This is a genomic window from Pontivivens nitratireducens, assembly GCF_011290545.1.
Taxonomy (GTDB): domain Bacteria; phylum Pseudomonadota; class Alphaproteobacteria; order Rhodobacterales; family Rhodobacteraceae; genus Pontivivens; species Pontivivens nitratireducens.
In genome coordinates this window covers 2088732-2104534 of the sequence record NZ_CP049811.1, presented here as the reverse complement: position 1 = coordinate 2104534, position 15803 = coordinate 2088732, and the positions used below count along the sequence as shown (strand labels likewise).

At 63.4% G+C, this 15803-nt stretch carries 15 protein-coding genes; 2 read left to right on the top strand and 13 right to left on the bottom strand.

Annotated features, from left to right (window positions below; translation table 11 throughout):
• Positions 1-58 precede the first annotated feature (58 nt).
• The 3 genes from G8E03_RS10440 to G8E03_RS10430 all read right to left on the bottom strand — a co-directional run bounded on the left by G8E03_RS10440 (position 59) and on the right by G8E03_RS10430 (position 4402).
• Entirely contained in the window at positions 59-295 is a 237-nt protein-coding gene (locus G8E03_RS10440; protein ID WP_166191370.1) for a hypothetical protein, read from the bottom strand.
• Positions 296-379: 84 nt separating this feature from the next.
• A complete protein-coding gene (mfd, locus tag G8E03_RS10435; protein ID WP_166191368.1) occupies positions 380-3832 on the bottom strand; it encodes a transcription-repair coupling factor in 3453 nt (1150 codons plus the stop codon).
• 45 nt (positions 3833-3877) lie between these two features.
• Positions 3878-4402 carry a hypothetical protein gene (locus G8E03_RS10430; protein ID WP_166191366.1) on the bottom strand — a complete coding sequence of 175 codons (525 nt, stop codon included), beginning with the start codon at positions 4400-4402 and terminating at the stop codon, positions 3878-3880.
• A gap of 148 nt (positions 4403-4550) precedes the next feature.
• Between G8E03_RS10430 and hemB the strand changes: the two genes are divergently transcribed.
• A complete protein-coding gene (gene hemB, locus G8E03_RS10425; protein WP_166191364.1) occupies positions 4551-5558 on the top strand; it encodes a porphobilinogen synthase in 1008 nt (335 codons plus the stop codon).
• Between the two features lie 20 nt (positions 5559-5578).
• Here the strand turns inward: hemB and G8E03_RS10420 are convergent, their stop codons facing one another.
• The 3 genes from G8E03_RS10420 to G8E03_RS10410 form a co-directional block, all read right to left on the bottom strand.
• Positions 5579-5950, bottom strand: a complete 372-nt coding sequence (locus G8E03_RS10420) for a DUF2237 family protein (protein WP_166191362.1) — start codon at positions 5948-5950, stop codon at positions 5579-5581.
• Positions 5950-6651 carry a ribulose-phosphate 3-epimerase gene (gene rpe / locus G8E03_RS10415; RefSeq protein ID WP_166191360.1) on the bottom strand — a complete coding sequence of 234 codons (702 nt, stop codon included), beginning with the start codon at positions 6649-6651 and terminating at the stop codon, positions 5950-5952. Before rpe ends, G8E03_RS10420 begins: the two co-directional genes overlap by 1 nt.
• Before the next feature lie 73 nt (positions 6652-6724).
• Positions 6725-7603 (bottom strand): NAD(P)-dependent oxidoreductase, encoded by an 879-nt coding sequence (locus tag G8E03_RS10410; RefSeq protein WP_166191358.1) that lies wholly within the window; start codon positions 7601-7603, stop codon positions 6725-6727.
• A 114-nt stretch (positions 7604-7717) separates the two neighbouring features.
• Between G8E03_RS10410 and G8E03_RS10405 the strand changes: the two genes are divergently transcribed.
• Entirely contained in the window at positions 7718-10180 is a 2463-nt protein-coding gene (locus tag G8E03_RS10405; RefSeq protein ID WP_166191356.1) for a penicillin acylase family protein, read from the top strand.
• A gap of 56 nt (positions 10181-10236) precedes the next feature.
• Here G8E03_RS10405 and G8E03_RS10400 read toward each other — a convergent pair whose 3' ends face one another.
• The 7 genes from G8E03_RS10400 to G8E03_RS10370 form a co-directional block, all read right to left on the bottom strand.
• Positions 10237-10770, bottom strand: a complete 534-nt coding sequence (locus G8E03_RS10400; RefSeq protein WP_240910329.1) for an ATP-dependent Clp protease proteolytic subunit — start codon at positions 10768-10770, stop codon at positions 10237-10239.
• 114 nt (positions 10771-10884) lie between these two features.
• On the bottom strand, positions 10885-12105 hold the full coding sequence (locus G8E03_RS10395) for a cysteine desulfurase (RefSeq protein WP_166191352.1): 1221 nt from the start codon (positions 12103-12105) through the stop codon (positions 10885-10887).
• 72 nt (positions 12106-12177) lie between these two features.
• A complete protein-coding gene (locus G8E03_RS10390) occupies positions 12178-12816 on the bottom strand; it encodes a hypothetical protein (RefSeq protein ID WP_166191350.1) in 639 nt (212 codons plus the stop codon).
• Between the two features lie 69 nt (positions 12817-12885).
• Positions 12886-13485, bottom strand: a complete 600-nt coding sequence (locus G8E03_RS10385) for a YIP1 family protein (RefSeq protein ID WP_166191348.1) — start codon at positions 13483-13485, stop codon at positions 12886-12888.
• A gap of 6 nt (positions 13486-13491) precedes the next feature.
• A complete protein-coding gene (locus G8E03_RS10380; RefSeq protein ID WP_166194111.1) occupies positions 13492-14745 on the bottom strand; it encodes a SufB/SufD family protein in 1254 nt (417 codons plus the stop codon).
• 41 nt (positions 14746-14786) lie between these two features.
• Positions 14787-15542 (bottom strand): Fe-S cluster assembly ATPase SufC, encoded by a 756-nt coding sequence (sufC, locus tag G8E03_RS10375; protein ID WP_166191346.1) that lies wholly within the window; start codon positions 15540-15542, stop codon positions 14787-14789.
• Positions 15535-15792: a hypothetical protein gene (locus tag G8E03_RS10370; RefSeq protein WP_166191344.1), complete on the bottom strand. Its 258-nt coding sequence runs from the start codon at positions 15790-15792 to the stop codon at positions 15535-15537. The genes sufC and G8E03_RS10370 overlap by 8 nt, the downstream gene beginning before the upstream one ends.
• Positions 15793-15803: the final 11 nt, after the last annotated feature.

The window sequence follows — 15803 nt, the reverse complement described above, 5'->3', positions numbered from 1 at the left end:
GCGCCCGCAAGGACGCCCTCCATCTATGGGATAAACCCTGTCTATAGGATAAACTCTATCACTGGCCTTCGATGGCTTCTTCCTCAGGCGACTCGAGGTCGACGGTAGGAACGGTGACAGTCCGCTCAGTCGTGCCAACATCGACATCGCCCGCATCGACGTCGTATTCAGGCATTTCGCCGCCCGTAACTTCGACATTGGGAAGCTCGCCGTCCTGAGTCTGATTCAGGTCGAAGAAGAAGAACAATCCCAGTACGACAAGTACGGCGACGATAATTCCGATCGCGACTTTCATGATATTACTCCGTCCGTTAAATTCGTGTGTTGCATGCCCGACCAACACCACGAGGCGGAATTAGTTCCCACGGATTTACCGGAATTATTTTTTTGCCAGCCGTGCCAGATCGCGTGCAATCGCGAACGAGCCGTTGATCCGCGTCGCCTCGTCCGGCCAGTTGCGGGCGACGACGACCTTGTTGTCCTTGATCTTGGCCCGGCCGTTCTGATCCTGAATGAACTGGATCAACCCCTCGGGTCTGGCGTAGCGGTTTTCATGGAACTGCACGGTCGCGCCCTTGGGGCCGCTGTCGAGCCGGCCGATATTGGCCTTGCGGCACATCGCCTTGATCCGCACGACCTTCAGCAAGGTGTCCACCTCGGGCGGCAGCGTGCCGAAACGGTCGATCAGTTCGGCGGCGAAACCTTCCAGTTCCACCTTGCGATCCAGCGACGACAGGCGGCGATACAGACCGAGCCGAACATCTAGGTCGGGCACGTAAGCCTCGGGGATCAGCACGGGCACGCCCAGATTGATCTGAGGTGACCACTGGCCGTCAGGGGTCAGCCCTTCCCCCTTGCCGGAGCGCAGCTTGTTGATCGCCTCCTCCAACATGTCCTGATACAGGGCGTAACCGACTTCCCTGATCTGCCCCGACTGTTCCTCACCCAGCAGGTTGCCCGCTCCGCGAATGTCCAGATCCTGTGAGGCCAGCGCGAAACCCGCCCCCAGACTGTCGAGTGAGCCGAGCACGCGCAGACGCTTTTGCGCGGCGGGGGTCAGCTTCTTGCGCTTCTTGGTGGTCAGGTATGCGTAGGCACGGATTTTCGAGCGCCCGACACGGCCCCGGATCTGGTAGAGTTGCGACAGGCCAAACATATCGGCCCGGTGCACGATCAACGTGTTCGCCGCCGGGATGTCGATGCCGGATTCCACGATGGTCGTGGCCAGCAGAACGTCATATTGCCCGTCGTAAAATGCATTCATCCGGTCATCCAGATCGCCCGCGGCAAGCTGCCCGTGCGCGGTGATGAAGGATACCTCCGGCACCTCCTCACGCAGGAAATCTTCGATCTCCTTCAGATCAGTGACGCGGGGCACCACGTAGAACGCCTGCCCGCCGCGATATTTCTCACGCAGCAGCGCCTCGCGCACGGTTAGCGCGTCGAAGTCGGAGATATAGGTTCGGATCGCCAGACGATCGACCGGCGGCGTGCCGATGATGCTCAGCTCACGCACCCCCGACAGGCTGAGCTGCAAGGTGCGCGGGATCGGCGTTGCGGTCATGGTCAGAACATGGATGTCGGAGCGCAGCTCCTTGAGCCGCTCCTTGTGCTGCACGCCGAAATGCTGCTCCTCATCAATGATGAGCAGGCCCAGATTGGCGAACTTCATGTTCTTGGCCAGCACCGCATGGGTGCCGACGACGATCTCGATCTCATTGCGGGCCAGACCGTCGCGCGTAGCGGCCATCTCCTTGGTCGAGACGAAGCGCGACATCTGGCGAACCTTGACCGGCAGGCCGCGAAACCGTTCGGCAAAGGCCTTGTAGTGCTGTCGGGCAAGCAGGGTCGTCGGCGCGATCACCGCGACCTGCGTGCCGGACATCGCGGCGACAAAAGCGGCGCGCAGGGCGACCTCCGTCTTACCGAAGCCCACATCGCCGCAGATCAAACGGTCCATCGGCTTGCCCGAGGACATATCCTCAAGCACGTCGTCGATGGCGGACAGCTGATCGTCGGTTTCCTGATAGGGGAAGCGGGCGCAGAACTCATCCCACAATCCGTCAGGGGGCGTCAGGACCGGCGCGGTGCGCAGCGCGCGTTCGGCGGCCACAGCGATCAGGCGTTCGGCGGCGAGCTTGATCCGCTCCTTCAGCCGGGCCTTCTTGGCCTGCCATGCGCCACCGCCCAGCTTGTCGAGAAGGCCTTCCTCATGGCCAAATCTGGTCAGCAGTTCGATATTTTCGACCGGCAGGTACAGGCGCGCGTTGTCGGCATATTCCAGCGCCAGACATTCGTGCGGCGCGCCGGTGACGGTGATCGTCTCCAACCCGTGATAGCGGCCCACGCCGTGTTCGACATGCACCACCAGATCGCCGGGGGTCAGGGATGTCGCCTCGGTCAGGAAATTCTCCGCCCGCCGCTTGCGCCGACCCCGGCGGACCAGGCGGTCGCCCAGCACGTCCTGCTCGGCTATGACGGTCAGGTCCGGTGCCTCGAACCCGGAATCCAGCCCCCATACGGCCAGGCTCAGGCTGCCCTTGCCGCCCGCATCGGTCAGCCGGTCGATAAAGGTCGCGTCCCCGATCCCGGAATCGGCCAGCAGCGTTCCCATCCGCTCGCGCGCGCCGACGGAATAGGACGCGATGACCACGCCCGAGGATTTGCGCCGCTCGGCCACATGCTTGGCCAACGCGCCGAACAGGCTGAGGTTTTCGGCCTGACGCTCCGGCGCGAAGCTGCGCCCGGTGCGCGCGCCCGCGTCGATGACGCCGGGGCCGGAGGGCGTAGGATTGGGGGAGAATTTGCGCACGGCGCGGGCATGCATCGCCGCGTCCCAGTCGGCATCGTCCAGGTACAGCGCCTTGGGCGGCAAGGGTTTGTAGGCGGCATCGCGCCGGCCCTTCTTCTCCCCCAACACCTCGCGCCGGGCGCGGTAATGATCCTCGATGGTGTCCCAGCGCGCGCTGCGCGCGGCATCGACCTGATCGTCCAGCGTGACGGGCGCATCGGGCAGATAGTCGAACAGGGTCTGCATCGTCTCATGAAACAGCGGCGCCCAGTGTTCATAGCCCTGATGCTTTCGCCCGGCGCTGACGCTTTCATAGAGCGCATCCTCCGGCCCCGGCTGGCCGAATGTCTCACGATAGCTCTTGCGGAACCGCTCAATTGCAGGTGTGTCGAGGACAACCTCGGACACCGGCGCAAGCTCGATCCGGTCGATCGTTTCCGTCGTGCGCTGCGTGTCGGCGCGGAACCGGCGCACGGAATCGAGCACGTCCCCGAACAAATCCAGCCGCACCGGCCCCATCGGACCCGGCGGATAGATGTCGATCAGGCCGCCGCGAATGGCGTAGTCCCCCGGCTCCGTCACCGTAGAGGTTTGCGAAAAGCCCATGCGCACCAGCCAGGCGCGCAACTTCGCCTCATCCAGTCGCGATCCGGTCGTCGCGGTGAACGAGGCATCCGCGACAAGCGAACGTGCGGGCAGACGTTGCGTCGCGGCGTTCAGCGTGGTTACGATAATGGCAGGCCGGGTGAACCCGTCAGCCAGCGTGGCAAGCGTCGCCATACGCTTGGCCGAAATCTCCGCCGCCGGTGAGATCCGGTCGTAAGGCAGGCAATCCCATGCCGGAAAGCTCAACACCGGCACATCGGGTGCTACGAATTTCAGTGAGGCCTGCACCGCCGCCATGCGCACATCGTCGCGCGCGACATGGATGAGGGGGCCACCCTCGCGTCGCACGTAATCCGCGATCAGCCGCGCGTCGTGGCCCTCGGGGGCGCCACCGACCAGCACGGCCCCGCTCTTGAGGGGTCCGCCATCCTTCATCACAGGCGAACTAGCCTGCGAACCGCAGTACTGCAAGAGGGCGGATCACCACGGCGCAAACTGCTGCGCCTGCACCAGCGTGATCACCGCCAGCGTGGCCGCGAGGATCAGCGAGAACAGACCCGTCACCTGATTGAGAAACCGCCGCCAGACCAGGGCGCGGCGCAGATCGTAACCGCGCAGCCCCGTCCGCTCGATCCGAAGGGCCAGCCGTATGTCTCCGAACTCCGCGATCATCATTGGTACTGCGAATGCGGTAATTCCGCGCACCATCTCGTTCTGCGTGACAACGCTGGCTGTGACCAGACCTGCCAGCAGGAACATCGCGATGCCCACGACCCACGGCCCGCCATGCTGCATGAACATGGCAAAACGGGCGGCCATGGCGTGCACGATGGCATCCAGGTCATCCTCCCACCTGCCGCCGCGCTTTTCCGCCCGGACAACAGAATCGAACGGCGCGCCCAGCGTCCAGTGGGTCCGCGACGACCATGCAAGCGCAAGGAAGACCCAGTACCAGACCGAAAAGAACGTCGAAAAATCCAGAAATTCGCTGATGAGCGAGAGCAAGAGGCAGTCTTTCCTGTCGGGGCCAGCAGTGCATGGCCTTCGTGCGGGGAAACCGAAGCATAGCCCGCGTGCAGGTGACGACAAGCGGGTTTTCGCTTGAGCCATGTCGCGGCCCCGTGCGAAACAACCTTCGAGACAGGAGAACCCCATGCCACATCCCACCGCCCCCTTTCCCATGACCCGCCCGCGCCGCCTGCGTCAGGCTGACTGGATGCGCCGTCTGGTCCGCGAAACCACGCTGGGCGTGGACGACCTGATCTGGCCGATCTTCGTGACGGATGGCGTGGATCAGCGTCAGCCTGTCGCCTCCATGCCGGGGGTGGAACGTGTCAGCGTCGATCTGGTGGCGGAAAAGGCGAATGAGGCCGCCGGTTTGGGCATCCCGTGCATCGCGCTGTTTCCCTATACCGATCCGGACGTGAAGACGCCGGGCGCGGAGGAAGCGTGGAACCCCGAAAACCTGGTGAACCGCGCTACGCGCGAGATCAAGAAGCAGGTTCCCGATATCGGCGTCATGCTGGACGTGGCGCTGGACCCCTATAACTCCGACGGGCATGACGGCATCGTGCGCGACGGCGTGGTCGTGAATGACGAGAGCCTGATGGCCCTGCAACAGCAGGCGCTGGCCCATGCGGAGGCGGGGGCGGATATCCTCGGCCCGTCCGACATGATGGACGGGCGCATCGCGATCATCCGGCAAGCGCTGGAGCAGAACGACTTTCCCGACGTGACGATCCTGAGCTATGCCGCGAAATATGCCAGCGCCTTCTACGGCCCGTTCCGCGATGCGGTGGGCGCCACCGGCGCCTTGAAGGGCGACAAGAAGACCTATCAAATGGACCCCGGCAATTCCGACGAGGCCCTGCGCGAGGTCGCCATCGACCTGAGCGAGGGTGCCGACATGGTGATGGTCAAACCGGGAATGCCCTATCTGGACATCTGCACCCGGGTTAAGCGGGAATTCAGCGTGCCGACCTATGCCTATCAGGTGTCCGGCGAATACGCGATGATACAGGCCGCCGCCCAGAACGGCTGGATCGACGGACGGGCCGCAATGCTGGAGAGCCTTTCCGCCTTCAAGCGTGCGGGTTGCGACGGCATCCTGACCTATTTCGCGAAGGACGTGGCGACGCTGATCGCTGAGGAAGGCCTCTGACTCCAGCGTAGGCGTTCCGCCTACAGATCGACCGCGTGACGTTTGAGCGTCTCGAAATCGCAGACCGCGAGGGCCTTTTGATGCGTGGCTTGCAGCACGACCTTCGGGGCGCAGCCCTCATCCGCGGCCTGTGCCCAGCGTGAGGCGCACAGGCACCACGCATCGCCCGCCTTCAATCCGGCAAAACCGTATTCCGGCCGGTCCGTGCTGAGGTCATTGCCGACATATTTCGAAAAGGCCAGAAACTCATCATCCATGATCGCGCAAACCGTGTGGGAGCCGGTATCCTCTGCGCAGGTGTCACAGGCCCCGTTGCGAAACCAGCCCGTGACGCGATCACCCCCACCACACGCCAACAGCCGCTGGCCGAAGACGTTCAAGCTCTCATCCATCAAACGAGGACTCCGGTCGCTTTTTCAGCGGCGACGCGGATGGCGCGAATATTTTCACCATAGGGGGCGGGGTTGGTAACCGAACCGCCCTTGAACACGGCGGAGCCCGCGACGAGCACATCTGCTCCGGCAGCCGCCATCAACGGCGCGGTCTCGGGCGTCATGCCGCCGTCGATCTCGATATGAATGGGGCGGTCACCGATCATGGCGCGCAATTGGCGGACCTTTTCGATCTGACTGTCGATGAAGCTCTGCCCACCGAAGCCGGGGTTCACAGTCATGACGCAAATCAGGTCGATCCGGTCGAGCACGTATTCCACGGCACTTGCAGGCGTGGCGGGGTTCAGGGCCACACCGGCGCGGCACCCCAGATTGCGCACCATCTGCAGCGAGCGGTGCAAGTGGGGACCAGCCTCGGCATGGACGGTCAGGATATCGGCTCCGGCCTTGGCAAATCCCTCCAGATACGGATCGGCGGGGGCAATCATCAGATGTACATCCATAACGCCCGCGATATGCGGTCTGATCGCGGCGCAGGTGGCGGGGCCGAAGGTGATGTTCGGCACGAAATGCCCGTCCATCACATCCACATGGACCCAGTCGGCCCCCTGCTTTTCCACCGCGGCGCATTCCGCCCCAAAATTGGCGAAGTCGGCGGCGAGGATCGACGGTGCGATCTTGATGGAACGGTCGAAAGTCATGAATATCCTCCTGCTGCCCCGTACCTAGCGAGCCGCCCGCCCCGGTTCAACGGTGCTTTTCGAACGCCCCGCGCTATTCGCCATCCATCCGGCGCAACCGGGTGATGAGGCTGGAGGTGTCCCAGCGCCCGCCGCCCATGTTCTGAACGTCCTGATAGAACTGATCGACCGTGGCTGTCACGGGAACGGAGGCGCCGATATTGCGCGCCTCGTCCAGAACGATGCCCAGATCCTTTCGCATCCAGTCCACGGCGAAACCGAAATCGAAGGTGCCTTCCAGCATGGTGCCGCCTCGGTTTTCCATCTGCCAGCTGCCCGCCGCGCCCTTGGAGATCACATCGACGACCGCGTGACCATCGAGGCCCGCCTTCTGTGCGAAGTTGATCCCCTCGCTCAATGCCTGCACCAGCCCCGCGATGCAGATCTGGTTGACCATCTTGGTGATCTGGCCCGCGCCCGCCTCCCCCATCAGGCGGCACGATTTGGCGAAGGCGGCGATGATCGGTTCGGCGCGTTTGTAAACCGGCTCCTCGCCGCCGCACATCACCGTCAGCACGCCGTTTTCGGCCCCGGCCTGACCGCCGCTGACCGGTGCGTCGATAAAGTGAAACCCGGCCTCCCCAGCAGCCGCAGCGAGTTCGCGCGCCACATCGGCGGAAGCGGTCGTATGATCGACAAAGACCGCATCGGGCGACATCGTGCCAAAGGCGCCCTGCGGCCCCGTCGTGACGGATCGCAGATCGGCATCGTTGCCGACGCAACAGAACACGAATTCCGCATCCTGCGCGGCCTGCGCCGGGGTCGGGGCGGATTGCCCGCCATGCTGCTGCACCCAGGCCTCCGCCTTTGTCGCAGTGCGGTTGTAGACGGTGACGTCATGCCCCGCCGCGCGCAGATGCCCCGCCATGGGATAGCCCATGACCCCCAATCCGATAAATGCGCAACGTGCCATGTCTTATCCTCCCGATGATGTGCGCGCACAGGTTTCCGGCCCGCATTGAACCAAGTCAAGGCCGCTGCTACTGCTTTGGCCTGCAACTGCCCCCAACCGGAACGGAGCATCCACGTGGCGACACTCTTCAAATGGCTGGTCCGTGCCTTCGTCGGGCTGATCGTGCTGGGATTGCTGGTTCTGGCGCTGGTCTGGTATCTGGCCTCCGGATCGCTGCCGCAATACGATAACCGGGTCGAGGTGACGGGTCTGGGCAGCACCGTCGAGATCGTGCGTGACCACAACGCAGTTCCGCATATTTTCGCCGAAACGGATGAGGACGTGTATTTCGGTCTGGGCTATGCCCACGCGCAGGACCGGCTGTGGCAGATGACCGTCTTGCGCCGCACCGCGCAGGGACGGCTGAGCGAGATTTTCGGTGAGGCGACCTTCGACACAGACGTTCTGTTGCGCACATTGGATATATATGGCGTCGCCCGGCAGATGGTGGAGCATCAAAGCCCCGACACCCAGGCCGCGTTGCGTGCCTATTCCGCCGGAGTGAACGCGCGTCTGACGCAAGTGCGCGAGGAAGCTCTGGGCCGCGGCTCACCGGAATTCTTCCTGTTTTCGCGTGAAATCTCACCATGGACCCCGGCGGATTCCGTCGCGGTGAACCGCCTCATGGCGTTGCAGCTGTCCGGCCATGCGGTGTCGGAGGTGCGGCGCGCCGAATTGTCCCTGCTGTTGCCGCCGGACCGACTGCTGGACATCATGCCCGAGGCCCCGCGCCTGTCATCCCTCGCACAACCTGAATTCGCGGATCTGTTTGACATGCAGCCCGCGAACACCCCCCTGCCCCTGCGGCAAGCGCTGGACCCGGTGGCGGAGTTCGGCATGGCGGGTGCGTCGAATGCATGGGCAGTGGATGCGAGCCGGTCGGCCTCGGACAGCAGCTTGCTGGCGAACGATCCGCATCTGGGGCTGAGCGCGCCCACCATCTGGATGCTGGCCCGGCTGGAATTCCCCGGCGGCGGGGCCATCGGCGGCACGATCCCCGGAATGCCGGGCATCATCGCCGGGCGTAATGAGAGCTTCGCCTGGGGACTGACCACGGCCTATACCGACGATCAGGACCTGTATATCGAGAAGCTGAACCCCGACGATCCAAGTGAATACCTGACGCCCGACGGCTACGCTGCGCTGACCTCGCGCGAGGTTCTGATCGGTGTGGGTGACGCGCCCGCACGCACCGTCACCCTGCGCCGGACCCGCCATGGGCCGGTGCTGCCGGGGGATGCCTTCGGTGCGGGCAGGATCACCCCTCCCGGCCATGTCGCGGCGCTGGCCTGGACAGCGCTGGACCCGACAGATCGCTCGATGGACACGCTGATCGAGATGCAGCATGCGCGGAATATCGACGAGGGGCGTCGCGCCCTGCGCGGCATGATCGCGCCCAGCCAGAATTTCACCATGGCCGACGCAAACACCGTCGCGATGGTAGTGGGCGGACTTGCGCCGTTGCGACAGGACTCGCATCAGGGCATGGGGCGCATTCCGGTGCCCGGCTGGGTCGCGCAAAACGATTGGCAGGGCTACGTTACACGCGATCAGATGCCGGCCGATATCGACCCGCGCTCGGGCCTCGTCCTCAACACAAACAACCGGACCACCGACCGGGCGTTTCCCTATCACCTCAGCCATGTGTGGGGCGACACCCAGCGCATCCAGCGCGCGCGCAGGCTATTGGCGGAGCGGGAGTTTCACACCGTGGACAGCTTCGTCGAGGCGCAAACGGATATCGTCAGCCAGACCGCCCGCATCCTGCTGCCCCTGATCGGACGCGATCTATGGTGGACCGGTTCCCCGGTGGAGGATGACGCCCTCGCACCACTGCGGCAGGTCGCGCTAGAGCGTTTGGCCGAATGGAACGGCGAGATGAGCGAGCACGGCCCCGAGCCGCTGATTTACGCGGCCTGGGTGCGCAATCTGCAACGGCATCTGGTACGCGACGAGCTTGGCGGCGCGATGGCCGACCGCATGACCCGGCTGCAACCGCTGTTTATCGAGCGTGTGTTCCGAGATGTGGACGGCGCGTCCGAGTGGTGCAACATCTCCACCTCGCAGGTGGAGGAGACCTGCGGAGACATGACGGTCCGGGCATTGAACGATGCACTGGCCGAGTTGCGTGACACCTATGGCACCCGGGTCGAGGCCTGGCGCTGGGGCGACGCGCATCTGGCGATGCAGGAGCATGAAGTGCTGGGCCGCATTCCGGGCATCGCGCTGATCGCCTCCATCGTGCAACCGACGGGCGGTGGCGACGATACGCTGATGCGGGGGCGGCTGTCAGGCGCGCAACCCAACCCATATGCGAACGTGCACGCATCCGGTCTGCGGTTCGTCGTGGATTTCGGAGACCCGGAAAACTCGCGCTACATCATCTCGACCGGTCAATCCGGTCATGTCCTGTCACGCCATTACGACGATCTGGCCGTGCTGTGGCGACGCGGGGAATACATTCCGATGAGCCTGAGCGAGGATCGCGCCCGTGCCGATGCGATCGGAGTGACGAGGCTGGTGCCGCGCGGACAGTAGCTTGGTCGTTCAAATATCCCCGCCGGAGGCATCGCCACCGGCGGGAACAGTTTCCCTCAGTCCAGTTCGGACTGGGAGGAGATGACAGTGCCCAGGATGCCGTATTCCGCCGCCTCGGATGTGGTCATCCAACGGTCACGGTCGATATCCTTCATAACCTGCTCGAAGCTCTGCCCCGTCGCGTCCGCGATCATGTGGGCCAGACGCTCGCGCATCCGCTCGATCTGCGCGGCCTGAATGGTGATGTCCGTCACCTGTCCGCCGACCCCGCCCGAGGGTTGGTGGATCAGGAAACGCGTGTTGGGCAGGCAGAAGCGATCCTCCTTGTCCGCGGCCAGGAAAATCGTCGTGCCCGCGCTGGCCACCCAGCCGGTTCCGACGATCCGCACCTTTGGCTTCACGAAGCGGATCATGTCGTGGATGGTATCGCCCGCCTCGACATGGCCGCCCTGGCTGTTGATGAACAGGGTGATCGGTTCGTCATTCTCCGCCGCCATGGCCAGCAATTGCGCGCTGACACGCATCGCCAGTTTCTGGTCGATCCCTTCGCAGATGATGATCTGACGGGATTTGAGGAGGCGTTCGTTCATTGGGTCAACGGTCGGTTTTTCGTCTTTATTCTCTTCGCTCATCGCGGCCTCCTGAAATGATGTGGCTCATAGGTGCGCAGCCCGGCCGGAATGGCAAGGGGCCGGGGGTGGATTTCAGCCCAGCAACCGGTGGCAGGTTTCCAGCGCGTCAATCAACGTGTCCACTTCGTCGCGGGTGTTGTACATGCCGAAGCTGGCGCGGCAAGTGGCATTGACGCCCATGTGCTGCATCAATGGCTGGCAGCAATGATGCCCCGCGCGCACGGCCACGCCCTTTTGATCGACAATGGTGGAGATATCATGCGGATGCGCACCACCATCCATGGTGAACGAGAAGATCGCCCCCTTGCCCGCCGCAGTCCCCTGCAAATGCAGCCAGTTGAGCGACCGGAACCGATCCTGAGCGTAGTCGCGCAGGTCCGCCTCATGGGCGGCTATGTTCTCGATCCCGGCGGCGGTCATGTAGTCCAGCGCCGCGCCCAGCCCGATTGTCTGCACGATACCCGGCGTACCGGCCTCGAATTTATGCGGAGGGTCATTATAGGTGATGTCGTCGCGCGTCACGGTGCGGATCATGTCGCCGCCACCCATGAAGGGCCGCATCTGGGCCATCCTCTCCGCCTTGATCCAGACGGCACCCGATGCGGAGGGACCATAGAGCTTGTGCCCCGTGATGCAGTAGAAATCGGCACCCAGCACCGTCAGATCGACCGGTGTATGCACCGCCGCTTGCGAGCCATCGACGGCCAGCGGAATGCTGCGCGGACGCAGGATATCCGCCACAGCCGCGATATCCACCACGGTGCCCAGAACGTTGGACATATGCGTCAACGTCACCAGCTTCGTGCGGTCCGTCAGAACCTCCGCCACGCGGGCGGGATCGAAGGAGCCGTCGACCTCAGGCTCCACCCAGACCAGTTTCACGCCCATGCGTTCGCGCAGGAAATGCCACGGTACGATATTGGCGTGATGCTCCATGACGCTCAGCACGATCTCATCCCCGGCGGTCAGGTTCTGCATCGCCCAGCCATAGGCGATCAGGTTGAACCCCTCGGTCGCGCCGGTGGTGAAGATGATCTCCTCTTCCGGCACGCCGCCTAGGAAACGGGCGACCTTGCCGCGCACGGCCTCGTAGTTTTCCGTGGCGATGGTGGACAGCGTGTGCAGACCCCGGTGGACATTGGCATATTCCTGACCGTAGGCGCGGCTGATCGCGTCGATCACAACCTGCGGTTTTTGCGCGCTGGCCCCGTTATCGAGATAGACCAGAGGCTTGCCGTTCACCTCACGCGACAGGATCGGAAAATCGGACCGGATCTTGAAAACATCATACATTGGAATCCCTCTCGACGCGCGACTTCATGTGCACGTCACGTCGACCTTGGAAGGCCGGTAAATCTATCAGGTTCAGATAATGCCGCGGGCGCTGGCGACCAATGCGGCGAATAGCGCGCAAACGGTCAGGACCGACAAGCCCAGAAAGATCGGCGCGAACCGCATCCGCTGTGCCTCCGCCAATCCACCGGCGATGTACCAGATGAACGGAATCAGGCTGACCCAGTAAAGCGGGATGACATACCAGCTGCCCGTACCCGAACCCGGCCCATACGAAGCTGCCAGAGCAACCGTCACCAGCGCCGCGAACAGGCTGAACGGCGCTGCGACGAACCCGCCCCAGAACACGCCCGCGCGGGTGTCGCGCCAGCTGCCGCGCCCGCCGAGCAATTTCAGCACCGCCCCTGCCACCGCCGCGAACCCGTACATGATCGCAGTGCGCCCCATCAGCATCAGCACCAGCCACAGGCTGACCCGCAATGGAATGGGGGCATCGGGGTGCGGCACCACGACCGTTTTCAGTGTCCAGGACAGGAACACCACGATATCGGCCATCAGAACGTAGAACAGCAAACGCCCCTCGGACGGATGTTCGCGGATCAATCGCCGGGTCGAGGTCCCCATGTGAAGCCATGCATCCGCGATACGCCATGCCATACCGGCGTGACGTTCCTCGAAATGACCGTGCGTGATGTCGAATTCCTGGGCCAATTGCGCTGCTCCTGATCGTCTTGCCGCAGGCTAAACCCGAAATGGGGTGAAAATCAGGCAACGCGACTGTCACGCCAATATCCGCAACGTAAGAATCCCGTAAAGCGCGATGAAGATCGCCGCCATGACGAGCATCGTGGGCCATGTTCTGGAAAATCCTTCCGCCTCGGCCAGCGATCCGGACCAGACGTAGAGCAGGACCAACTGCCCCGCCAGACCGGCCAGAAAGCTCGCCTCGACAAGCCAGGTGGTATCGCTGGCGACGCCGACCGCCAGCAGAACGCCCGAGAGCATTGCCAGCGGCACCAGCGTCATCAGCGACCAGGAAAGCGCCAGTCGCGTGGTCGCCCAACTGCCCACACCGCCGAAGGCGCGGGCGGCAAGATGGCTGAGCGGCGCCACCAGCAGCCCGACAAGGGCAAGCGCCAACGCACCGATCGCGACCTGAAAGAAGCGCGCCGCGATCAGAGCGGCCGCAGGTTCGCTGGCAGCATCATCCGTCAGCCCCCCCTGCAACATCGCATTGGGAAGGTTGGCGATGGACAGCAGGATGCCCGCGATCAGGATGAAGGTCAGCGCGCGACCGTCGATGTCGCCCGCATTCATCTGATCGCGCATCACGCCACGCGGGTTGCCCCACGCGGCGAAAATCTTGCCGGTCGTGCTCATCCGCCCTCAGCCCGCGCTGTGCCGGTCGAGCCAGCCCGCGATATGTGTGCGCATCTCATCCGCCAGCTTCTCATCCGCGATTTCCTGAACGGCCTCATCCATGAAGGCGATGACCAGCATGTTGGTCGCCGCTTCACGCGGAACACCCCGGCTGAGCAGATAGAACAGACCCGTCGCGTCCAGACCGCCGCTGGTCGAGCCATGCGAGCAGATCACGTCATCGGCATAGATCTCCAACTCAGGCTTGGCGAGGAAGTTGACCTCATCGTCCAGCAGCAGACCTTGCGAAATCTGATAGCCGTCGGTTTTCTGCGCGCCCTTCTTGACGAGAATCTTGCCCTGAAACACACCGGTCGCGCCGGATTTCAGGACCTTCTTGAACACTTGACGGCTCTCGCAATTCACCGCGTCATGGGTAACGAAAACCGTGTCGTCGTGGTGAAAATCGCCCTGCCCCACGCAAGTTCCGGCCACATGCGCGGTCGCGTCGTCGCCGGTGAATTCCACCACCTGCTCATTGCGCGACAGCACGCCGTTCATCGCCAGCGTGAAGGATTTATAGACGCTTTCCCGACCCAGCCGTGCGAACATGGCGGTAAAGACCTGACGATCATGGGCGCGGCCCTGAACGCGGACGTGATGCAGCTCGCCCCCATCGGCAATGTCGATCTCCATCACCGTGTTGCACCGGGCGGCGACCGTGCCGCTTTCCAGCAGGGTCAGCGTGGCACCGGCATCGACCTTGACCAGCGAGCGGATCACCGCGTCGGAGGTATCGGAGGTCTGGACATAATCGAAGCGGACCGGCCGGGTGACAGGCTTGGTCGCGCGTATCACAAATCCCTGCGTGGCCGTGGCGGTGTTGAGCATCGCCAGTTCGCGCGGAACAGGGGTCTGGCCCTTTTCCTCCAGCACGCCGAACAGATCCTTCGCCCAGTGGATATCGGTGCCGAGCGCGTCGGAGAGGGTTTGGATTTCCAGCCCCTCCCCCGCCAGATCGTCCGATTGCGCCGGATCGAAAACACCGTCGACAAAAGTCAGGACCAGCGCATCGGTTTCCCCGAAAACAGGTGTATCCTGCGCCGCCAGTGGCTTCGCCGCCATCGGCTGATCGCTGACCAGACGCGCGGGATTGGTGAACGACCAGTATTCGTCGCGCCGCTGCGGCGCACCGACCGCCGCCAGCCGGTCACGCGCCGAGGCACGGGCCGCGTCGGCCCAGCCGGTGGCCGCGGGTGCCGCCGGATGACGCGACAGCATTCCGTCGGTCGGGGCGAGCTTCTTTGCCTTGACCGAAACCATTACGCCACCTCGGCCAGGATATCCGCGTAGCCGTTCTGCTCGACTTCCATCGCCAGTTCCGGCCCGCCGGTCTTTACGATGCGACCATCGGCCATGATGTGCACCACGTCGGGTTTGATGTGATCGAGCAGGCGCTGATAGTGCGTGATGACGAGGAAGGCCCGCCCCTCGTCGCGCAGGGCGTTCACGCCGTCGGAAACCAGTTTCATCGCATCCACGTCGAGACCGGAATCCGTCTCATCCAGGATGCACATTTTCGGTTCGAGCATCGCCATTTGCAGGATCTCGTTGCGCTTCTTCTCACCACCCGAGAAACCGACATTGACTGGCCGCTTGAGCATTTCGGCGTCGATCTTGAGGGATTTCGCCTTCTCGCGCACGACCTTGAGGAACTCCCCTGCGGTCAGCTCCGCCTCGCCCCGCGCCTTGCGCTGTGCGTTCACGGCAGTGCGCAGGAAGGTCATGTTGCCCACTCCGGGGATTTCGACCGGGTATTGAAACGCGAGAAACAGCCCCTCGGCCGCACGCGCCTCCGGCTCCATGTCGAGGATATCCGCCCCCAGCAGGCTGGCCGATCCGTCCGTGACTTCATAGCCGTCGCGGCCTGCCAGAACGTAGCTGAGCGTCGATTTGCCCGAACCGTTCGGCCCCATGATCGCGTGCACCTTGCCCGCCTCGACGGTCAGGTCCACGCCTTTGAGGATTACCTTGTCCTCTTCTTCAAGTTTGACGTGCAGGTTCTTGATCTCAAGCATTATTCTTATCCTCAGAAGTCGTATTGCGTGGGGCGTCCAGCTCCGGGTCGTAATCGTAGAACCCGAACAGCTTGCCCAGAAAGCCGTGAATGACGTGGAAAAGGCCCGCGAAGATCGCCGTCTTAAGCAGCGACCAGAGGACCAGAGCCAGCGTCGTGCGCATCGTCTCCTCGAACCACAGGTCCGAGAAGAAGCTCATGCAGAAATAGACGAGCGCCGCGATGATCGTGGCGGGGATGTAATGTTTCATGTTCGAACCCT